Here is a 21,436-nt window from a genome sequence, read left to right as displayed (position 1 = left end):
TTAATCAAAAAAAGGGTGTGGGTTAGGAGCGAGGAGAGTGACTCATGAAAAAGTCGGACTGGCTAAGGCGAATAACTGGTTTAGTCCTTCTTGGCTTTATTATAAGCCTGGGATTTCTTCAGCCTGTTAAAGAGTATTTAACGATACCTGATCATATTACGTTATTTCAAAATGAATCATCTGCACTTGCTGCAAAAATACCGCAGGCGTCTCACCTTAAAATACGGAATAAGACAGTCGCCGCAGGTTCTTCAGAAAATCATCAACTTTCTTTAAAGGGGAAATTAGCAGGAAAGACGGATATGCTTGTAACAGCGGGAAAAATGCCCGTCAAAAAGGTGGATGTGAAAGTGTTGCCCGATCTTCGCTTAATACCAGGCGGTGAATCCATTGGTGTTAAACTCAACACTTTAGGAGTACTCGTTGTTGGCTATCATTTAGTTGATACAGTTAATGGCCAAAAATCTCCTGGTGAAACAGCAGGGGTCGAAGTTGGGGATGTTATTACAGAGATTAACGGTAAAAAGATCAAAAGTATGTCAGATGTGAAACAATTGGTTAGTGACGCTAAGGATAACGAACCTTTAAAATTAAATATAATAAGACATAATCAAAAGCTTACAAAAGAATTAACACCATTAAAAGATAAAAACGATCATAAAGCGCAAATTGGCTTATATATCCGCGACTCTGCAGCCGGAATTGGAACATTAACTTTTTATGACCCTAAATCTGAAAAATACGGTGCATTAGGACATGTCATTTCAGATGTTGATACTAAGCAGCCGATTGTGGTCAGTGACGGACAAATTGTTAAATCAACCGTAACAGCTATTGATCGAGGGGAAAATGGCCAGCCTGGTGAAAAAATTGCTTCTTTTCCAGCCGATGAGAAACCGATAGGCAAAATTAATAAAAATACACCATTTGGCATATACGGCAGTTTAAATCAGAAGGTTAATAACGGTATAATAAATAAGCCGATGCCTATCGCATTATCTAATGAGGTGAAGGAAGGTCCTGCAAAAATTTTAACTGTTTTAGATGGAAGCAAGGTTCAGGCATTTAATATTAAAATATTGAGTTCTGTTCCGCAAAAATTCCCGGCAACAAAAGGATTGGTCATTAAAGTCACTGACAAGCGCCTGTTAAAGGCTACAGGCGGCATTGTTCAGGGGATGAGCGGCAGTCCAATTATACAGGATGGTAAAATTATTGGCGCTGTGACACATGTTTTTGTAAATGATCCAACATCGGGATACGGTGTTCATATCGAATGGATGCTTCAAGAAGCCGGTATTAATATTTACCAAAATAACCATGAAAGGAAGGCAGTGAGCTAAGGGAAAACTATGCTCCTCCCTTCTTTACATATTATTCGACAAAATAACAACTAAATAAATGTCAAATGACTAAAATGATCGAATTGGGGAGTATTTGAGTGAAAAAGCAAGAAAGTCATAATAAATAGTATTATATTCACAAAAAAATAAAAAAGGGAAAATATTATCTGTGTCGAAATCATATGATGTAGAACTATGATTTAGAGGAGGAACCTTTGTGGAGAAAATAAAAGTATGTTTGACAGATGATAATCAGGAACTTATAAAGCTCATTCAAGAATATTTAGAGAATCAAGAGGATATTGAAGTCGTAGGCACTGCATATAATGGACAGGAATGTCTTTCACTTATAAAAGAGGTACGACCTGATGTTCTTGTGTTAGATATTATCATGCCGCATCTTGACGGATTAGGTGTTCTCGAGCAAATAAGACAGGATGCCGATCTTCCGGAACCAAATGTCATTATGTTGACAGCATTCGGGCAGGAGGATGTCACAAAGAAAGCTGTAGATTTAGGCGCGTCATATTTTATATTAAAACCGTTTGATATGGAGAATTTAGTCAATAATATTCGTCAAGTAGCAGGAAAGCAAAGGACCCCTATACCTCAAGCAAAGCGAAATTCAGTCATTAATACCGCAAACAATAAGCCGCATAATCTTGATGCAAGCATAACAAGCATCATTCATGAAATTGGCGTTCCAGCTCATATTAAGGGATACATGTACCTACGTGAAGCGATTTCCATGGTTTATAATGACATTGAACTGCTCGGTTCGATTACGAAAGTGTTGTACCCTGATATAGCGAAAAAGTATAAAACAACCTCAAGCCGTGTAGAACGTGCGATCAGGCATGCTATTGAGGTGGCTTGGAGCCGCGGCAATATTGAATCAATATCTTCCCTTTTTGGATATACCGTATCCATGTCTAAAGCCAAGCCGACTAACAGTGAATTCATTGCAATGGTTGCCGACAAGCTAAGGATTGAGCATAAGGCAGGATGAAACAACGAAAAATTTAGCACTTATAAAACCTACTAATTATTTAAATTTATACTCAATATTCATTTCAAAACCTGGAAATTTTTATTTAATGACCAATGAAATTTTATGATTCGTTGGTCTTTTTATTTTGTATTAAAATTTTGTCATATTCCTCTAATAAAAAAGCCTTTGCCAAAAGTCCAAGCAATATAGTGAAAATATTTATAATATATGGTAACTGCCATTATAAAGGGAGGATATGAGTATGCCGTCAATTTTATTAAGCGGGGTAAAAATCAATACGCTTCAATCAGGGGGCGTTATTAATTCTGGAGATAGTTTGGCTTTGGTTCCTAAAACAGCCGTAAAAACGTTTAAAGGTTCAGGAGGAAACAGTACCGGCGATTTTCATCTTAGCAATAATTATTTTAGTGAAACAAATTCAATTGATTCAGACATAAATGACACAAACATTGCAGACATTTAAATGATATGCAGCCCATCGAATAGTCAAAATTAAAAATAAGAAGGGAAGATAAATGAATGCCGTCAATCATTTTAGGTCCTATAAAGATTACTGCCCAAGAATCGGGTGCTGTTTTTAACAATGGAGACGCTTTTTATATTTCGCCAAAAACGGCTGAAAAAGTTTTGTCCGGTTCGGGATCTTTTCCAACAGGTGATTTTCATTTGATTAATAATTTTAACAGTTCGACAAATACTTTTGACCCTGATGCAAATGACACAGATTTAGCTGCCACTTAGGCAATTCATTGACACCCATATATTATGCATTTTTATATAAAAGGTTACGGAACCTTTCTTTATATGTTAAGTGTTTTACCTGGCAACAAAGCCCGATTCCCTTTAAAGAATGAGAATCGGGTTCTCTGTTTTTATTTTGACAATTTAGGGGCAAAGCGTTTTTTTACAGCAATATAAAAAGATAAAACGAGAGAAAGCCAAGAAGTTCCGATAAAAAAGCCTCCAATAATATCAGTAGGATAATGGACGCCAAGGTAAATACGCGACCATCCAATTAAAATCACCATTAATAAAGCTGGGATCATACCAAGCCAAGTTTTTGATAATTGCCCGTTTTTAATAAGAATATAGATGACAAAAAATAATATCGCGCCATAAAAAAATACCGAATAAATCATATGCCCGCTTGGAAATGACCCGTCACTGGCGGGAACTAAGTGAATGTGATTCGGGCGCGGCCGATATAGCATATATTTTAAAAGGCTGCGGCAACAACGGGCACCAATGAATCCCAATAAAAAAGTTATTGCCGTAAAGTATTGCCTAAGAAAAAATAGAACAATGCTGATAATAATAGTCATAGTGAGGCAAAAATGGTAATCTCCAAGGTGGGTGATAACTAAAGCAAAGGATGTTTTAATATCGGTAATATGTCCTCTGGATAATTTTATGATTATTTGATCAATGTATTGAACATATTTACGATGGGTTTTTACCGACCATGCTGTAAAAAAAAACAAAATGATGTTAATGACAAATAGCCCTATCCATATTCTTGGCCTGTACACCACATCCTTCATAAGAATCCCCCTCGAGAATTTATAGAATTAATGATTTTATATGTTTTATTTAATTTCATAGCTTGTTTCATTCATATGACAACTTATAGGTAATCATTACAAAATGTTGGACATTAGGCAGGGGTGAATGAAGCAGCCTTTCTAAGCTTTAAATTCATAACAATGTCAAGAAAATGATTATTTTTTAAAGGAGATAACATGCTTAATCCTTGAATTGTCTGAATAAATGTAATAATATAATAAACATACCAACTAGTTAGTATAGTCAAACAAAAATGATCTTAAGCAGCAATCATAGTTTAAATGAAAACAGGAATTGGAAGCGCTAACAAAAATGCTTTTTTAAATTATAAAGTTTGGAGGGATAAGCATGCATGTAAAGCAATTATTTAATATAAGCGGAAAAACGGCAATTGTAACCGGAGGAGGCAGAGGGCTTGGCGAACAAATTGCGACCTCGCTTGCTGAAGCAGGTGCTAATGTCGTTGTTTGTTCACGTAAACTCGAGGCATGTGAAGAAGTTTGTCATAAATTAAAAGATATTGGTGTTGACTCACTTGCTTTTAAATGTGACGTTACAAATCCGGATGATATTAATCATGTTGTCCGACAAACGTCCGGCCATTTTGGAAAGATTGATATTCTGTTTAACAATAGCGGTGCTACGTGGGGAACACCAGCTGTTGATATGCCGCTTGATAAATGGCAAAAGGTTATGAATGTCAATGCAACCGGGACGTTTCTCATGTCGCAAACGGTTGGTAAAGTAATGATCGAGCATGGCGGGGGTAAAATTGTTAACATTGCTTCAACTGCAGGTCTTAACGGGGCAATGCCGGAATCCCTTGATGCAATTGGTTATAATACGAGCAAAGGAGCGGTTGTGACTTTTACTAAGGATCTTGCAGCCAAATGGGCAAGATATAACATTAATGTGAATGCTATTGCGCCAGGCTTTTTCCCTACCAAAATGACAAAGGGTGTACTGGAAAAGGCGGGTAAGGATATCTTGAAGCATGTTCCTTTAGGGAGATTTGGCTCGGATCACGATTTGAAGGGGGCGGCTTTATTTTTAGCTTCTCCGGCATCAGATTATGTAACTGGACATATATTAGTAGTCGATGGCGGCGGGAATGCAACATAGTTTAATGGTATGAATGTACATTCATTCACTTTTTTTATTGTAATAGCATCGTCTTAAAAGTAGGGGGGGTGAATTGGATATGGCCGATTTAAATACAATCCCGGTCCGTAAAGGTGAGGAGTTAGATATTGATCGATTAGAAGCTTTCTTACGGATTCATATTAGCGGCCTGCCGGATGGTTCACTTGAAATCAAGCAATTTTCAGCAGGTTTGTCTAATTTAACTTATGCACTTTCCATAGGCAATTGGGAAGCGGTTCTAAGACGGCCTCCCCTTGGTCCTGTTGCACCGAAAGCACACGATATGAAGCGTGAAAGCAATATTTTAAAAATGGTACACCCTGTTTTTCCGCTTGCCCCTAAGCCGCTGTTATTTTATAAAGAATGGGACATTGTCGGCAGTCCGTTCTTTATTATGGAAAGGCGGCACGGATTTGTATTAGATAAGGAAATACCTGCGGGATTAAATTTAACAAAGGAAGATTTCAGGAATATATCAGAAACAATGGTTGATACACTCGTCAAATTACATAATATTGATTTGAAAGAAGCGGGATTAGACGGTCTTGGGCACCCTGAAGGCTTCATGGATCGGCAGGTTAATGGCTGGATCAAAAGATATGAACGATCAAAGACCGATCAAATCGGCGGGGTTGACCAACTGACAAAATGGCTCGCTGATAATATTCCTGCTTCACCCTCTCCAACATTCATTCATTATGATTTCAAGCTGAATAATGCATTATTTTCGAAAGAGGAGCCGGGTAAATTAACGGGCATCTTTGATTGGGAAATGTCAACCATTGGTGATCCGCTTGCTGATCTGGGTGTCGCAATGAGTTATTGGACTGAGAAAGATGATCCCGATTTATTGAAATATGGACAAGGAACGCCATCTGTTACGGTACACCCCGGTTTTTACACCAGAAAAGCATTCATTGAATCTTATGCACGAAAAAGCGGGCGTGACGTTTCAAAGATTCATTTTTATTTAACATTTGCTTATTTTAAGCTTGCGGTTATTTGCCAGCAAATTTATTTTCGATGGAAAAAAGGCCAAACAGAGGACGAACGTTTCGCCAAGCTGGGGGAAACGGTTAACAGCTTGATCCAATATGCCCGAAGCCAAATAAGATAATCCCTGGTATCGATGTTTCAGGCTGGTTGGCCAACTGAATTTTAAATGATCAAAATGGGGGATAAATGTTATGAATTTTGAATACTCGGATCGTGTGCAAACATTGCAAACGAAACTAAATAAATTTATGGAAGATATTATTTATCCAAATGAGAAGGTTTATAAACAACAACTTCATTCGGGTGCCAGTCGTTGGAAAATTCCGCCCGTTATGGAGGAGATGAAAGCAGAGGCAAAGGAACATGGCCTATGGAATTTGTTTTTGCCCGAAAGTGAATACGGTGCCGGTCTGTCAAATCTTGAGTACGCACCGCTCTGCGAAATTATGGGACGTTCGCCCATTGCTCCCGAGGTATTTAATTGCTCAGCTCCGGATACAGGGAATATGGAAGTGCTGGTACGATACGGAACAGAAGTTCAAAAAGAAAAATGGCTGAAACCATTGCTTAATGGAGAAATCCGTTCTTGCTTTAGTATGACCGAGCCTCAGATCGCTTCATCTGATGCAACTAATATTGAAGGAAGGATTGAACGTGACGGTGACTTTTATGTGATTAATGCCCGGAAATGGTGGTCTTCCGGTGCAGGTGACCCGCGGTGCAAAATTTCAATTTTTATGGGGAAAACCGATCCTTCTGCGCCCAGGCATGAACAGCAGTCAATGATCCTTGTCCCTATGGATACACCAGGAGTAAAAGTCTTACGGACATTGCCGGTGTTTGGCTATGACGATGCGCCGCATGGACATGCCGAAATTGAGTTTGAAAATGTTCGTGTTCCTGCTTCAAATATGATCTGGGAAGAAGGAAAGGGATTTGCTATTTCACAAGGGCGGTTAGGTCCGGGAAGGATTCACCATTGCATGAGATTGATTGGTGCGGCGGAACGGGCACTTGAGTTGATGTGCAAACGTGTCAAAGAACGTGTTGCGTTCGGTAAACCGCTTGCAGATCAAGGGGTTATTCGTGAACATATTGCTGAGTCAAGGATCGATATTGAACAGGCACGTCTGTTAACTTTAAAAGCGGCCTATATGATGGATACTGTCGGAAACAAAGAAGCAAAAGGTGAAATTGCAATGATCAAGGTTGTCGCACCAAACATGGCGCTTCGTGTCATTGACCGGGCCATCCAAGCTCACGGGGGCGGCGGGGTAAGTGATGATTTTCCGCTTGCATCAAGCTGGGCGAATGCAAGAACATTACGATTAGCGGATGGTCCTGACGAAGTGCACCGAAATGCTATTGCAAAACTTGAATTAAAGAAATATCAAAGTGAAGTTGTTCCAAACTAGTCATAATCGAGGGGCGGGATTTATAATGGGTAATGAACACTTATTAATAAACATTGAAAACAATATCATGTCACTAACGTTAAATCGGCCCGACAGCTTAAACGCATTCAGTCCAGAAATGGTAAACGGGCTAAAGGAAGCAATTAAGAAAGCAAAATACGATGATGAAATACGCGTAGTGACCATTTCAGGGAGCGGCCGTTCATTCTGTGCCGGCGGTGATGTCAAAGGCATGGGAGAAGCTTCACCAATGGAGACTTACGAGCATCTTGGACAACTTAACGAACTGATCATTCAAATGACAGATCTTGAAAAACCGATTGTTGCTGTCATTCATGGCTATGCGGCAGGAGTCGGGGTATGTTTGGCAATGGCGTGCGACCAAATCGTTGCGGCTGAAAACAGCAAGTTCGTGTTAAGTTTTTCTAATGTCGGTTTAATATCCGATGGCGGCGGCTTATTCTTTTTACCGCGAACATTGGGGCTGCTCAGGGCAAAAGAATTATTATTTAATGCGGAACCAATCGATGCGGCCAAAGCTGAACAGTGGGGGATGGTCAATCGGATTTATCCGGCTGATCAATTACAAGAACAGGCTTTTGCCTACGCCCAAAAGCTGGCGAAAGGTCCAAGCCGGGCTTACGGTTTTATCAAGAAAATCGCTAACCGTTCCTTAACAGCTGACTTAAAAGAAATTCTCGAGGTCGAACAGACGACACAAGGAATCGTAACATCATCTGCTGATCATAAAGAAGGAGTCGCAGCTTTCAGAGAAAAACGCCGGCCAAACTTTATACGTTAAGAAAGTATCAATTGGCAACGGCAGATGACAATTCGACGCAGTGGCCAATTTAGGTTTTAAGTATAAGCGCAACTAAGCCTCTGTCAGCGCCTTCGGCTTGCCAGTCGGCAAGTTTTCTTTACAGGAAAATAAGCTTAAATCAATTAGGAGTGAGGATATGGAATTTATAACAGAAATCAAAGTAAGATTTGGAGAAACAGATTTGCTCGGCCACGTTAACAATGTGAGCTATTTTTCTTATCTTGAACAGGCAAGGATTGAATTTTTTAAAGAACTTACACCATATTCAAAAACAAAAGATTGGTCATATATATTGGCCTCTGTTAAGTGTGATTTTCTGGCACAGGCTTATTTTGATCAACATCTTAAAGTTATCACCGAGGTTTCCCGCATAGGCAACAAAAGTTTTGATCTGTATCAGCCTATTTACGATACCGAAACGGGGAAGAAGATTGCAGAAGGAAATTCAACAATTGTTTACTTTGACTTTACAGAGCAAAAAAGCAAACAGATTCCAGATAATGTCAGGTTAAAACTAGAAAACTATGAAGTGAGTCTTAATCGATAGGATTGATAAAATCGTTGGTAAAAAAACAGATAACAAGGAGGAATTGCATAATGAAACGTTTTGAGGGAAGAGTCGCATTTATTACTGGGGCAAGCAAAGGCATTGGCAAAGGCGTTGCAACGAAATTTGCGGAAGAAGGCGCCAAGCTTTGTATGATCGATGTTGATGAACTAGCTTTGGCAAAGACCGCTTCTGAACTTAAAGAAAAAGGATTTGATGTTTTGCATCAGGTTGCAGACGTATCTAACCGGGAGCAAGTAGAAGATTTTGTTGAAGCCGCGGCAAAAGAGTATGGAAAGATCGATATTCTTGTCAATAATGCGGGGGTTATCCGTGATAACCTATTGTTTAAAATGGAGGACTCCGATTGGGATATGGTGATGAACGTCCACTTGAAAGGCTCATTCAACTGTGCAAGGGCTGTGCAAAAATATATGGTAGAAAACAAGTACGGAAGAATTATAAATACATCTTCAACGTCAGCGCTTGGAAACCGAGGTCAAGCAAATTATTCTACAGCCAAAGCCGGTCTTCAAGGCTTTACAAAAACGCTGGCCATTGAACTCGGTAAATACGGCATTACAACAAATGCTGTTGCTCCCGGGTTTATTGAAACCGATATGACAAAAGCAACAGCTGAACGAATTGGTATTCCTTTTGAAGATATGGTCAAGCACAGTGTCAGCCAAATTCCAGTCGGCCGCAGCGGAAAACCGGAGGACATTGCCAATGCTGTTCTGTTTTTTGCAATGGAAGAGTCATCTTTTGTCAACGGTCAAGTGCTGTATGTAGCAGGCGGACCGAAAGCTTAAGCTTTTCCTGAAATGAAAATGATAGATGGAGAGGTGAAGAGAATGTTTGAACAATTGATCGGTAAGCGTTCAAAAAAAGTTTCTAACGTTGTAGAAAGAGGCGCTGTCAAGAAATTTGCGGAGGCTATAGGCGATCCCCATCCGATTTATATAGACGAGTATTACGCCGGGAAAACGAGATATAAAAGAAACATTGCGCCTCCAACTTTCCCAAGAGTGTTGGAGTACGGTACGATTCCAGGTTTGGAGTTGCCAAAAGCCGGTTTAATTCACGGCGAACAGTATTATGAATATCGCCGCCCTCTCTTTGTTGGCGAAACACTGTACTGTTATTCAGAAATAGAAAGCTATTACGAAAAACAGGGCAGCAATGGGAAATTAGGTTTTTTAGTCGTTAAAAACGTTGGCGAGGATGAGCTGGAAAGCGAAGTGTTTGCGTCTAAGCAAGTCGTTGTCATTACTGAAGCCGTAAGAAAGGAGATAGTACTATGACAAATCTTGCGAAACTTCAGCCTGGCGATACATTGGCAGAAGTACAGCTTGCCCCGGTGTCAAGGCTTGACTTAATCAAATATGCCGGCGCTTCCGGTGACTTTAATCCCATTCATACGATCGACGCTGAAGCAGAAAAAGCCGGGCTTCCCGGTATTATTGCTCATGGGATGTGGACAATGGGCAACTTAAGCAAACTCTTTACACCATACCATGAGGAAGGCTTTATTCAAGAATTTACTACCCGCTTTGCCGGCATGGTATTCTTGGACGATGTCATCACGTTAAAAGCTGAACTGACTGAAAAGAGGGAAGATTGTTCATTGTTTGATGCCTTTGCCGAAAAACAAGACGGTACACGTGTTATCAAAGGCAAGGTCAAATTTTACTTATATAATGATGAAGAATATGGTTTTTCATAAAAATGCGGGGGTCTTTTATATGCTTGACGATCTAGGGATTATACCGGTTAAAATTGATCTTCCTTTTCGCCTTAATCATGTTAACTGTTTTCTTGCTGAAGGAAGCGGCGGCTGGACAGTTATTGATACCGGATTGCATAATAAAAAAACAGCAGAATTGTGGGATGAACAACTCAAAGGAAAACGAGTGACTGATATTATAATTACCCATTATCATCCTGACCACTACGGTTATGCCGGCGGCTTACAAAGGAAGACGGGAGCACAAGTTTCAATGTCGGAAATCGATGCCAGAGACGGCAGTGCCTCGTGGGAGAAAGGCTCGATTAGAAATATCCAAGAAAACTATGCTTTATGCGGTATACCGTATGAAACAGCACAACAAATGATTGGAAATACTCAAGGTTTTTATAAAAGTATCACACCTTATCCTGAAGTTAATCATTACTTGCAGGAAGGAGAAAAGATTCCTTTTGGTTTATTTGAGTATGAAGTGATTTTTACGCCGGGTCATTCTGACGGGCTCGTCACTTTTTATAATAAAGACAAAAATGTCTTGCTTTCAACGGACCATATCCTTCCGAAAATCACGCCAAACATTGCTTACTGGTTTCATGGAGACGAGAATCCGCTCGCTTCCTATTTAAATTCCTTAAAAAAAGTAAGGAAACTTAACGCAGACTTTGTCATTCCATCGCATGGTCAGCCGTTTTACGGTGCAAACGATCGAATTGATAAGATTATACAGCACCATGATGCCCGGCTTGAAAAAACGCTTGATTGTATTAAAAATGGAGCAACAATTTTTGAAGCTTGCCAAGGGTTGTTTAGAAGAGATCTCAACATACATGAAACCCGATTTGCATTAGGAGAAACATTAGCGCATTTGGAATATTTACGCTATGACAAGCAATGCCAACGGGAAATACTTAGTGGCAAATGGTGGTATTTTTTATAACTTTTTAAAGGGAAATTGCGGCTTTTCAAAACTGCAGTTGGGTCTTTCATAGAATTACTGCCTTTGATACCGATGTAAATATCCCAAACTTGCAAAAAAATCCTTGCTTTTACAGCGAGGGTTTTTTATTATATTAATATATTAGCGAACTAAAGTAATAGACTTAACTTCGATAAAACAACATATATTGAAAGGAGCATTGTCATGAATATAGAAAAACGCAGTATCGATTTTATACCGGAGGAAGAAAGACATGGCCGCGCCGGCAGCCTGTTTACAATTTGGTTCGGCGGTAATATGCAAGTCACGACGCTTGTTGCCGGGGCATTGTCAGTTGTTTCTGGTTTGAATCTTTTTTGGAGCATTATAGCTATTGTTTTAGGCAATCTGGTCGGAGCGGTTTTTATGGCTTCACACTCTGCGCAAGGACCAAAATTAGGGATTCCGCAGATGATTCAAAGCCGTGCCCAATTTGGCATAATAGGTGCGGTCATCCCGCTTATTGTCGCCATCTTTATGTATATCGGCTTTTTTGCCAGCAGTAATGTCCTTGGCGCACAGGCGATCAGCAGTTCATTTTCAATTCCGCTTTCTTTATCAATCGTTATTATGGGTATTTTAGCTTTTATTGTCGCTGTTTTTGGTTACGATTTAATCCATGCTATGGAGCGGTATTTTTCAATCTTATTTGCGATTGTGTTTCTGATAGTTACAATAATAGCCTTCAAGTTTTCTTTACCGGCAGGCAGCTGGTCTTTGTCTCAATTTAATTTTAAGGCTTTCATGTTAACTGTTACTGTTACAGCCACCTGGCAAATCGCTTATGCTCCTTATGTGGCCGATTACTCAAGGTATCTTCCAAGCAAAACATCTTTGAAAAAAACGTTCTGGTATACTTATGCGGGTACGACGATAGGAACGATATGGATGATGATTTTGGGATGTGTTTTAACGCTTGCTATCCCGAAATTCTTAGATAACTCAAGTGCAGGGCTGGCAAAACTCTTTGGTCCGAATTTTGCTTTTATTATCTATATTGTGGTCATTCTTGGGATTCTTGCTGCTTGTGTGTTTAATCTATATGGTGCTTTTATGTCGATTACGACGACTTTGGAACCTTTTATTAAATTAAAGGTAACCGCAAAGAATAGATTTTGGCTCGTGTTTGTCAGTGCAGTCATTGGTGTTGCCTTGGCTCTATGGGGATATGGCGGATTTCTTAATCACTTTGAAGACTTAATCTCCTTTTTATCGTATTTCTTGGTTCCTTGGACAGCAATCAATCTTATCGATTATTATTTTTTACGGAAAGGCGATTATGATATACAAGATATCTTTAATATTAATGGCCGGTATGGTGCCCTTAATTGGGTCACGATTATTTCTTATTTAATCGCTGTACTTATTGAAATACCTTTTATGAAAACGTCAGTTTATACCGGGCCAATAGCAACCTTTTTCGGCGGCGTAGATGTATCTTGGGTCGTCGGATTAATAATACCTGTGATTCTTTATTATTACCCTTCAAAGAAGAAAATGAGTTTATCAACATATAATGAGAGGCTTGAAAGTAATAAATCACTGTAATTATATGAGCACCCTGCTGAATGGCAGGGTGTTGTTTTGTGTTTTGAAGGTTATATTATATAGGTAAACTTCATTTATTATTTGCCCATCGTAAAATTTTAAAGTTTCCCACAAGAATCAATAGGCAAACGGGGTAACAAAGCGCGGAATACCAAAGGTGCCAGCCATTGTAATAGTAGGTTGATGTATGTAATACAGTCCATTCGTAGATTATCGAAAATATTGTCCACCAAAATATATAAATCAATTTAGTTAAGAGCGTTTGATAAAAGGGGAAAAAGTTTAGAAACAGGGTGCTTATTGCGGGATAAATCCCAAAAGTAAACAGTAATGATTTATAATCAACACCGTGACTAAAATATCCATAAAAATCGTATTTAACATCAAGAAACATATCTGCAATAAAATGAAAAAAGGCGGCAAACCAGCTGGTGGCATATATTTCACCTAACGTTATTCGTTTAGGCATTAGGATAACCGCTAAATTGAAAACAACGATGGATACAATTAAAAAAGCCAATCAGATTACTCCCCTTTCTTACCATTTGTTATCCCCTTTTACATGACTTTTATTAAACAACTCCCACCTAGCGGCGTTTGAGGAGGGGATTCTAGTTAAAGAAACCTAGAACCCCCTCCGTTCAACAAGAGGGTACAACCATACCTATTTTCCGACGTATTCATATTCCTTGCGAATGACCTACTTTTGTCTCCTGTCAATGTAAAAGTATATAAAGGCCTTCAAGAAGCAGCAACAAGTAAAAGAAGTTTTCCTAGGGTGTGCGGAAAATAGGGATAACTGGCAACTGGCCAAGTTCTAAATTATTTGGGTTTTAACTGGCCGCTGCTTATGGACAGTATGAGCATAATCTCTTTTCTAAACCTTCTAAGACTTCTTCGGGCACTTCCTTGAGCTTGATATCCCCACCTAGGAAAAGCAGCCAATTTGTCATTTCGGTCATTTCTTCGGGATTGTTAACATTGATAAAAGTCCTTAGAATGGCTGTGGTTTGGTAAGGATTCGTATAGGAAATTGAAACTTTTAAAGGATGGTATTTTTTGAACTGAGCAATCGCTTTTGGACCAAGTTCAAGGACAAGGTTGATTACTTCTTCCTGCTTACTTATTTTTTCTAAAATCTTTTTCTTACTTAATCTTTTTTTCGTCGGGTAGGGTTTGATATCGGTGAGATGATCGACAGGAAAAACTTGCTTCTTTTCTTCCTTTAAGTCAAATCCTTCAATCAGCCAAACGCTTTTTTCTTGATATAGGTGCAAGAGAAAAATTGGATAAGTCTTGATGACTTTCTCTTCTTTGATGGTAATCAATAAATAGCTATCCAAAAGAAGGATTTGAATAAGTTTTTCTAACATCGGATGGGGGAGGTCTGAAAGCTCAAGCAGGTCGGGATTATTGGGATTGGTCCCTTCAAAAAGCAAGATTTGATTTAAAAGAACAAGGTCATCTTGCTGGTTTGCTGAGATGAGGCCTAGTAATTTTTCAGCTAAAGAATGACGACTCTTTAGATAGGGGAGTTGTTGATTTCTTGTAGCCATAAAGGCAATAAAAAGGGCTTTGACCTCATTATCAGTAAAGCGAACAACAGGCAGGACAGAGTTGTTCATGACAAAATAACCCCCATCCCTTCCAACTTCAGCAACAAGCGGCATTCCCATGGCTTCAATTTCTCTGATATCTCTAATAGCTGTTGAACGAGAGATGTTAAATTCTCGCATGATTTCAGAAATTGTAAAATGGGAGCGGTTGTTGATATACCGCATGATGGTATTAATCCGTTCAACTTTTTTCATCGGAACCCCCCCTAAACAGTATCATTTTTTGACATGATTTAAAGTTATCATATACCTATCAAGTGATGAAGACAAATCATTTGAAAAATTTTAAAAAAGGAAGGTTTTGAATATGGCAAATTATACTTTAGAAGAAAAAGACAGCTTTACTGTTTTAGGGCTTGGAACTGAGCTTAAGAGCGATTACACAGACTATGCTGGCATAAACAAGGAAAAGTCAGACTTTTGGGAGTCCGTCAAAGAAGATGGAAGGCTTGACACTTTAAAAGCCATGGCAGCAAATGACTACGTCTTTGCCGTGAATGAAGCGGTGAATAACAAGATGATGCATTATGCTGGCGTCATGATAGAGGCATCAGCACCAGCACCGGAAGAAGCCAGAGTTATCCAATTTCCTAAGGGGGAATACCTCGTTGTTAAAGGTGAAGGGAGGACGGCTGATGAATTGAATAATAAGCTTTCTGGACTTGCCTTTGGTCAATTCTTGCCAGAGGTAAAGGATTATGCCTATGTTGGCGGGCCAAATGCAACGGTAGAAATAGAGCAGAAAAACGGCTTAGTTTTTGGTGAAATGTGGATCCCTGTTGTTAGGAAATAAAGAGATGAATGGAGGGATGGAAATGTCATATATCGTCGACTTTAAAAATGTGTCTGCGGTTGGTTTAGAGTCTTCACCTGTAGCAGAAGCGCTTGCTGGTTTACGAGCTAATGAAGCCCGTTACTTTATGAACAAATACAAGCATGAATTTACGGTTGTACCGGCTGGCGAAAGCCAGGAGACCCTTGATTATGTGAACGGAATTTTGAAAGAAGAACGTGATATTGAGTTTGCGGCCAAACCTTTAGAAACGTCGCGTTTTCAAGTGGAAAATATCAAAATGGCCTATGTCTTTTATGAGGATGGTCTTTCGGTCAACGTTATGTATACAGTTGATAACCCTAAGAAGCGGGCCGTTGGTTTTAAGCTTTCTGAGGGGATGGAAGTACCAAAGGAGTTAGAAGGGAAATTTAAGTTTGCTAGGCAGAAGTCCAAACTAGCTGGAACAATTAGAGGTTCGTTTTTTGTAATTAAAAGAGAATATTAGAAGTTAAAAGCACAAGTGGAGGAGTCCAGCCATTTTTTGTATTTGCTCATCCATAAACGGGCGTTATTAGAACAATCATTTTTTATCAACGGTCCAGCTATATGATTCTATAATTTAGTTAAATGATTTTCTAACTTTCTAGATAATATATTTTTCCACATCGTTATAAGAACAAAGAACCGATTCACCTTATTGAGAATTCGAAATAAAGACACAAAGCTTTGAAAAAGGGGCACAGCAGGAAAATATGCTAAACGTTGTAAATCCGCATTTTCCTGACGCTGCCCCTATATATTTTTGGCTCCTTAGTGCAAAAAAAAACAACCGGGAAAAGTTTCCCGGTATAAAAAAATCGGGACGAATCCGGATTAAATGAAAATGTTGTCCTTTTTTATTACCGTTCCCAAAACGCTGGCGGATCAATCCCAAGTAACCGTAAGTAAATAAAACCTTGGCCCCGATGATGGATTTCATTTTCCAACGCATAATGCAGACGTTCGAAATGACTCATTTCGCCGCCAAAAAAGGGATCTTTTTCTACGGTTTGCAACCGCTCCTCAGTGATTTTCGGCCACCATTTTTGCACATCATCCTTTGTTTTATGACAACCGTGTGAACTACATCGCCATTAAAATGGCGAGCTTCTCGTTTCATCGAGACAGCAACCCGTCTCTCCACGAAGGCATATCCCATGCCAAAAGAATTTTTTCAAGAAGCGGTTTCCAATTGGTCTTTTGCCCTTTGTAGAATATTTCTTGCAGCGTTAACATCCCGATGTTCGGTGTATCTGCAATTCAAGCAACGATGCGTACGCTCATTTAGAGATTTGGGAACGATCTGATGACAATTGGAACATTCTTGACTTGTATTTTGAGGATTTACTTGAATGACACGCTTACCAGCTTCCTCCGCTTTGTAAGTTGTGTATTGAATAAGTAAACGCCATGCCGCGTCCAAAATGTGTTTAGACAATTGACGGTTTTTCACCATACCTTGAATGTCTAAGGCTTCAAAGGCAATGAGATCGTATTGATCGACAAGTTGACGACTGACTTTATGTGCTCGGTCGTTTCTGCGGTTTGTCAATTGTTCATAAACCTTCGACAATTGCAGCCTGGCTTTATGCCACCGATAGGAACCTTTCTTACGACGGGAAAGTCCCTTGTTCCAATAACGGATTTTCCGTTCCGATTGTTTAAGGTAACGATGATTATCGAAAAACTTTCCGTCGGAGGTTATCGCAAGATGAGCAACACCAAGATCGACACCAACTTCTTTACCTGTTGATCGCATCTCTGCTTCGACCTCGCATGAGAAACAGGCATACCATTTATTGTTTTTACGGCGAATGGTACAAGTTTTGATTCTTCCTTTGATTTGACGGTGGCACTTGATTCGCACATCACCAATCTTAGAGAGCTTGAGAAACTTCCCATTCAAGGAGAAACCGCTTTGGGGATAAGTGAAACTATCATAACGGTTTCTCCCTTGAAACCTTGGAAAACCAGCTTTTTGATTCGTCTCTAACCGTCTGAAAAAGGCTTGGAATGCATGATTTAGTCGCTTGACAACGTCTTGCAATACTTGAGACTGAACCTGCTTGTATTCAGGGATTTCCAGCTTCAACAAAGGCAATTCCTTTTTCTGCTCATAATAATTAACAGAAACATGACGCTTTTTGTAGGCAAAAATTCGTTGTTCAAGCAAGACGTTATATAATTGGCGGCACATCGTTAATGTCCAATCCATTTTATCCGCTTGTTGTTTGCTCGGTTCCAACTTAAACTTATAAGTTTTTTTCATTATTGCCTCAACCCTTTTTTGATTGATTAGCAATATATTTTCGGATGGTTTCTTCTGAAATAGAGCCAATCGTTTCGATGTAATAACTACTATTCCAGAGCCTTCCATTCCATAGATATTGCTTGATATGAGGAAATTCCAAGATTAACTTACGAGCAGAAATGCCTTTTAACATTTTTACTATGTACGATGGTGCCACCTTTGGGTGAGCGGAAGCAAACACATGAACATGGTCAAGTTCCCCAACTTCCATCATATGAACAATAAAACCTTTTTCTTTAGCTATGTCTTGAAACAGAGCTTCAAGCTTTTTTCAATGGTTTCATTCAACACCTTACGACGATACTTTACCGACCAAACGATATGATAATTGACATTGTAAACACATGTTCTTGCATGGATGAGGTTATTTTTCTTCATACATATAGTATAACGTTTTATAGATATGAATTCTATTTTATAAGGATTAAATAAACTACATGTGGTCTGGTTTTATTTAAAGATGGCGGTGATTCATCTCTCCATATAAAATGAGGAGGATTCTCACCGCTTGTCCTAAAATCATTTTTGAGAATGGTCGCAGCGGATCGACCGGTGAAAAGGTGAATAACTATCTTCAGGGAAAGCCTCAATTGTTCGAATGGTTAATCGACGATTACCATCCAAAATTCGCGGAATTGTTCCAATGTCATGACCATTATTCTAGGGCTGCGGGAAAGATTCCTCTTTCTGGTCTCATAAGACATTGTTAGGAAATTGGGTGAAAAATTTAACGATGCTAATTTAAGTCTTCTATAAGTCTTCTTAGAAGTAAAAAAATAATCACCTGAAAATGGAGATTGGTTTCTTTATTTAACATTTGCCATCCATTATTTTTAATTAAAATCAATTTCTTTTAAAGACAATAACAAACTATTATGAATATGTAATAATGATTCGATATCTTCTTTCGAAAATTTTTCTAATACAGTTGCTATAGTTTTATATGATGATGCATTTTTAATAGATTTTTGTGATATATCTTTTCCTTTAGCAGTTACTTTTAAATTTACTTCTCTTCGATTTTCTGTTGATTGCTCTCTTTCAACTAGTCCCAAACCAACTAATCCATCTACATTAACGCTTACAGTGCTTTTAGGAATATCAAGTTGTTCCGATACAGCTTTAAGGGTGCTTTTAGAATGGAAGCAAATCCAATTTAAAATATCCATTTGTTGGACGGTCAATCCTAAACTAGAAGCATTATTTTGCGTGAATTTTAAAATTGCTTTATTAAGCGATACAAAGGATTGAACAACTTCACCTGCTTGTTTTAAATCCTGATTGCTAAATTCCATAATAGATTCCTCTTTCTTTATTGGAATGTTCAATAATGAACAGTTCAATAATAAACAGTTCAATAATAAACAATAAACATAGAAAGTTCAATAGATATCAGTGTATTCTCCATAGATTCTTAGTTAACATAATGGCTTTTATAAGGGGTAGTACCAGCGAAGTTGTTACTACCCGCTACTTCTAGTAAATCGTTTTCAAAAGGTTCTATGGTTATAATTTAAGGAATAGTCTTACTCAAAGATTAGCTACTCGGATATTCACTAATAGGCATAAAATAAAAAGAAGATTATAATTGTTTTATAAGCGGCACAATCTTATAATTGTATGAAAAAAAGGAGCGTATTATGCCGATTAATTCTTTTGAAAACTATCCGATGAGCTGGAAGCCATCGATTGATAAAACTAAAAAGCCAATTTATCAAGTACTCGCAGGGCAATTGGAACAGGATATACTAGACGGAGTTTTATTACCTGGAACAAAACTTCCTCCACAAAGAGAACTGGCTGATTATTTAGATTTAAATCTGAGTACCATTTCAAAAGCTTTTAAAACGTGTGAGTTAAAGGGCTTGTTAAGTGCATCAGTTGGAAGCGGGACATTTGTATCGTATGATGCGTTATCGAATGCGTATTTACTTGAAGATACAAAGCCGAAGCTAATTGAAATGGGAGCGACACTTCCAGATAATGCTTCATACGAGCCGCTGCTGCTCCAACTAAAAAGTATGCTGCAAGAGACAGGTTATGAAAAATGGTTTGGTTATGGTCGGGCAGGTGAAAGCCTCTGGCAAAAGGATGCAGCTATAAAGCTAATCCGAAGAGGCGGATTTGAAACAACAGTAGATCACATTTTATTTGCAAATGGGGGTCAAAATGCGATTGCTGCTGCACTGGCGAGTCTTTGTAAGCCTGGAGATCGCATTGGTGCTGACCATCATACGTACCCTGGCTTAAAAACTATTGCAGCGATGCTTAGTGTGCAAATAGTACCGATAAAATCAGAAAACTATGAAATGAGTCCAACGTCTTTTGAATATGCGTGTAAAAATGAGAATATTAAAGGCATTTACTTGATCCCGGATTATCATAATCCGACAGCAAGCTGTATGTCTGTCGAGAATCGAAAAGCGATTGCAACAATTGCCAAAAAATATAATCAGTTCATTATTGAAGATGCAACATATCATCTACACAAAGAAAAACCACTTCCAGCAATCGCATCATTTGCACCAGAACAGGTCATCTATATTGCGAGTTTATCGAAATCAATAGCACCGGGGTTACGGCTTGCCTATATAGCAGTGCCTAGTCAATTCAAGGAGCCAATTTCAAAGGCACTTTATAATTTAAATATATCAGTGTCCCCGTTATTAGCGGAACTTGCGGCACGTACTATTGTATCGAATCAATTTGAAGTCTTAACCCGGGGTCATCGGGAACAAACAATTCGCAGAAATCAGGTCGTAAATCGATATTTGGCAGACTATACGTGTCTAGGTGTTGAAACAGGCATCTTTCGTTGGCTGCTATTACCAGGAAAGATGACAGGCGCTGAATTTGAAACGTTAGCTGCACAAAAGGGTGTACAAGTGTATGCGGCTGAACGTTTTGTAGTTGGAAATAGTTGTCCAGAAAGGGCTGTAAGGCTTTCTGTCTGTGCAACGGAAACGCTTGAAGAGCTTGAGCGAGGATTGATGATCCTTAAACGTTTACTAAACGATTTTACCTGATATTATTCCCATACAATTATAATATTGTACGCCATACAATTATGATATTGTATGGCATTTTTGTGCGTGTTATGATGACTACAGAAAGTTTGTTCTGAAAAGTGCGTATTTACTGAAAATAATGGTTTTATCCGGATGCTGGAATATTTACCGGTTATTTAAACTTAATACAGTCGTACAAAATACAGAAGGTGGGATAAGATGATGTATAATTTTGACGAAATTATTGACAGAAGAAATACAAATGCAATGAGTACAGATGGTTTCCGTGACTATATATTTGGTGCCAATGATTCGATGACGTTTCCTTACAAAGATGATGATTTTATCAGAATGTGGGTTGCTGATATGGATTTTGCAACACCGAAGGTAATTATCGATGCGATCAAAGAACGTTTGGATAAAAGGATATTTGGTTATACCCAGTATAAGATGAAAATGATGAAAGCTATACAAATTCCGTCTAAGGGAAAAAAGATGAAACTAGTAGAGATTCCGGTGCCCAGGGCGTCGCACTGTTCTGAATATTTCTGTGTGAATTTTTAAATTCAACTTC

Annotated in this window: 24 protein-coding genes and 1 pseudogene; 18 read left to right on the top strand and 7 right to left on the bottom strand. The window is 38.8% G+C overall.

Translation table 11 applies throughout. The features are described from left to right. Positions 1 to 44: 44 nt before the first annotated feature. From spoIVB to ACFQRG_RS14805, 4 genes are all read left to right on the top strand, one after another. Entirely contained in the window at positions 45 to 1,343 is a 1,299-nt protein-coding gene (gene spoIVB, locus ACFQRG_RS14820) for a SpoIVB peptidase (RefSeq protein WP_380967353.1), read from the top strand. Positions 1,344 to 1,560: 217 nt separating this feature from the next. Next, the gene (gene spo0A, locus ACFQRG_RS14815; protein ID WP_380967352.1) at positions 1,561 to 2,352 is read left to right on the top strand and encodes a sporulation transcription factor Spo0A; all 792 of its coding nucleotides are present in this window, start codon (positions 1,561 to 1,563) and stop codon (positions 2,350 to 2,352) included. Positions 2,353 to 2,596: 244 nt separating this feature from the next. After that, the gene (locus ACFQRG_RS14810; protein WP_380967350.1) at positions 2,597 to 2,818 is read left to right on the top strand and encodes a spore germination protein; all 222 of its coding nucleotides are present in this window, start codon (positions 2,597 to 2,599) and stop codon (positions 2,816 to 2,818) included. Between the two features lie 56 nt (positions 2,819 to 2,874). Next, entirely contained in the window at positions 2,875 to 3,096 is a 222-nt protein-coding gene (locus tag ACFQRG_RS14805; RefSeq protein WP_380967348.1) for a spore germination protein, read from the top strand. A gap of 131 nt (positions 3,097 to 3,227) precedes the next feature. On the opposite strand, the gene ACFQRG_RS14800 is transcribed toward ACFQRG_RS14805, so the two are convergent. Further along, positions 3,228 to 3,896, bottom strand: coding sequence for a phosphatase PAP2 family protein (locus ACFQRG_RS14800; RefSeq protein WP_380967346.1), 669 nt, complete (start codon positions 3,894 to 3,896; stop codon positions 3,228 to 3,230). 370 nt (positions 3,897 to 4,266) lie between these two features. Here ACFQRG_RS14800 and ACFQRG_RS14795 point away from each other — a divergent pair, with 370 nt between their 5' ends. From ACFQRG_RS14795 to ACFQRG_RS14750, 10 genes are all read left to right on the top strand, one after another. Then, on the top strand, positions 4,267 to 5,040 hold the full coding sequence (locus tag ACFQRG_RS14795) for an SDR family oxidoreductase (protein ID WP_380967345.1): 774 nt from the start codon (positions 4,267 to 4,269) through the stop codon (positions 5,038 to 5,040). Positions 5,041 to 5,119: 79 nt separating this feature from the next. Then, on the top strand, positions 5,120 to 6,178 hold the full coding sequence (locus ACFQRG_RS14790; protein ID WP_380967343.1) for a phosphotransferase family protein: 1,059 nt from the start codon (positions 5,120 to 5,122) through the stop codon (positions 6,176 to 6,178). A 70-nt stretch (positions 6,179 to 6,248) separates the two neighbouring features. Then, entirely contained in the window at positions 6,249 to 7,472 is a 1,224-nt protein-coding gene (locus ACFQRG_RS14785; protein ID WP_380967341.1) for an acyl-CoA dehydrogenase, read from the top strand. A gap of 25 nt (positions 7,473 to 7,497) precedes the next feature. Next, complete coding sequence (locus tag ACFQRG_RS14780) at positions 7,498 to 8,274, top strand: enoyl-CoA hydratase/isomerase family protein (protein ID WP_380967339.1); 777 nt, start codon at positions 7,498 to 7,500, stop codon at positions 8,272 to 8,274. 157 nt (positions 8,275 to 8,431) lie between these two features. Next, positions 8,432 to 8,842 (top strand): acyl-CoA thioesterase, encoded by a 411-nt coding sequence (locus ACFQRG_RS14775; RefSeq protein WP_380967336.1) that lies wholly within the window; start codon positions 8,432 to 8,434, stop codon positions 8,840 to 8,842. Between the two features lie 47 nt (positions 8,843 to 8,889). After that, positions 8,890 to 9,654 carry an SDR family NAD(P)-dependent oxidoreductase gene (locus ACFQRG_RS14770; RefSeq protein WP_380967483.1) on the top strand — a complete coding sequence of 255 codons (765 nt, stop codon included), beginning with the start codon at positions 8,890 to 8,892 and terminating at the stop codon, positions 9,652 to 9,654. A 42-nt stretch (positions 9,655 to 9,696) separates the two neighbouring features. Next, positions 9,697 to 10,146 (top strand): MaoC family dehydratase N-terminal domain-containing protein, encoded by a 450-nt coding sequence (locus ACFQRG_RS14765; protein WP_380967334.1) that lies wholly within the window; start codon positions 9,697 to 9,699, stop codon positions 10,144 to 10,146. Beyond that, complete coding sequence (locus tag ACFQRG_RS14760) at positions 10,143 to 10,568, top strand: MaoC/PaaZ C-terminal domain-containing protein (protein ID WP_380967332.1); 426 nt, start codon at positions 10,143 to 10,145, stop codon at positions 10,566 to 10,568. The genes ACFQRG_RS14765 and ACFQRG_RS14760 overlap by 4 nt, the downstream gene beginning before the upstream one ends. A 19-nt stretch (positions 10,569 to 10,587) precedes the next feature. Continuing rightward, complete coding sequence (locus tag ACFQRG_RS14755) at positions 10,588 to 11,526, top strand: MBL fold metallo-hydrolase (RefSeq protein WP_380967330.1); 939 nt, start codon at positions 10,588 to 10,590, stop codon at positions 11,524 to 11,526. Positions 11,527 to 11,730: 204 nt separating this feature from the next. Continuing rightward, a complete protein-coding gene (locus ACFQRG_RS14750; protein WP_380967328.1) occupies positions 11,731 to 13,113 on the top strand; it encodes a purine-cytosine permease family protein in 1,383 nt (460 codons plus the stop codon). A gap of 70 nt (positions 13,114 to 13,183) precedes the next feature. Here the strand turns inward: ACFQRG_RS14750 and ACFQRG_RS14745 are convergent, their stop codons facing one another. Beyond that, a complete protein-coding gene (locus ACFQRG_RS14745; protein ID WP_380967326.1) occupies positions 13,184 to 13,633 on the bottom strand; it encodes a CBO0543 family protein in 450 nt (149 codons plus the stop codon). Positions 13,634 to 13,961: 328 nt separating this feature from the next. Beyond that, positions 13,962 to 14,924 carry a helix-turn-helix transcriptional regulator gene (locus ACFQRG_RS14740; RefSeq protein ID WP_380967324.1) on the bottom strand — a complete coding sequence of 321 codons (963 nt, stop codon included), beginning with the start codon at positions 14,922 to 14,924 and terminating at the stop codon, positions 13,962 to 13,964. A 112-nt stretch (positions 14,925 to 15,036) separates the two neighbouring features. On the opposite strand from ACFQRG_RS14740, the gene ACFQRG_RS14735 reads away from it, so the two are divergent. Both ACFQRG_RS14735 and ACFQRG_RS14730 read left to right on the top strand, forming a co-directional pair. Further along, complete coding sequence (locus tag ACFQRG_RS14735) at positions 15,037 to 15,522, top strand: GyrI-like domain-containing protein (protein ID WP_380967322.1); 486 nt, start codon at positions 15,037 to 15,039, stop codon at positions 15,520 to 15,522. 22 nt (positions 15,523 to 15,544) lie between these two features. Further along, complete coding sequence (locus ACFQRG_RS14730) at positions 15,545 to 16,009, top strand: phage tail protein (protein ID WP_380967320.1); 465 nt, start codon at positions 15,545 to 15,547, stop codon at positions 16,007 to 16,009. A 394-nt stretch (positions 16,010 to 16,403) separates the two neighbouring features. Here the strand turns inward: ACFQRG_RS14730 and ACFQRG_RS14725 are convergent, their stop codons facing one another. From ACFQRG_RS14725 to ACFQRG_RS14710, 4 genes and pseudogenes are all read right to left on the bottom strand, one after another. Beyond that, positions 16,404 to 16,595 (bottom strand): DinB family protein, encoded by a 192-nt coding sequence (locus tag ACFQRG_RS14725; protein ID WP_380967319.1) that lies wholly within the window; start codon positions 16,593 to 16,595, stop codon positions 16,404 to 16,406. A 122-nt stretch (positions 16,596 to 16,717) separates the two neighbouring features. After that, positions 16,718 to 17,812 (bottom strand): RNA-guided endonuclease InsQ/TnpB family protein, encoded by a 1,095-nt coding sequence (locus ACFQRG_RS14720; RefSeq protein WP_380967317.1) that lies wholly within the window; start codon positions 17,810 to 17,812, stop codon positions 16,718 to 16,720. A gap of 7 nt (positions 17,813 to 17,819) precedes the next feature. After that, a pseudogene (gene tnpA / locus ACFQRG_RS14715) lies at positions 17,820 to 18,232 on the bottom strand (IS200/IS605 family transposase). A 455-nt stretch (positions 18,233 to 18,687) separates the two neighbouring features. Continuing rightward, the gene (locus ACFQRG_RS14710) at positions 18,688 to 19,149 is read right to left on the bottom strand and encodes a MarR family winged helix-turn-helix transcriptional regulator (protein ID WP_380967315.1); all 462 of its coding nucleotides are present in this window, start codon (positions 19,147 to 19,149) and stop codon (positions 18,688 to 18,690) included. Between the two features lie 345 nt (positions 19,150 to 19,494). Here ACFQRG_RS14710 and ACFQRG_RS14705 point away from each other — a divergent pair, with 345 nt between their 5' ends. Next, positions 19,495 to 20,880 (top strand): aminotransferase-like domain-containing protein, encoded by a 1,386-nt coding sequence (locus tag ACFQRG_RS14705; RefSeq protein ID WP_380967314.1) that lies wholly within the window; start codon positions 19,495 to 19,497, stop codon positions 20,878 to 20,880. Between the two features lie 201 nt (positions 20,881 to 21,081). Then, a complete protein-coding gene (locus ACFQRG_RS14700) occupies positions 21,082 to 21,426 on the top strand; it encodes a hypothetical protein (RefSeq protein ID WP_380967312.1) in 345 nt (114 codons plus the stop codon). The last annotated feature ends 10 nt before the right edge of the window (positions 21,427 to 21,436 follow it).

This window comes from Scopulibacillus cellulosilyticus, from assembly GCF_042665295.1.
Classification (GTDB): domain Bacteria; phylum Bacillota; class Bacilli; order Bacillales; family Sporolactobacillaceae; genus Scopulibacillus_A; species Scopulibacillus_A cellulosilyticus.
Note: the sequence above shows the minus strand (reverse complement) of the source record. Positions and strands in the feature narration are given on the sequence as shown.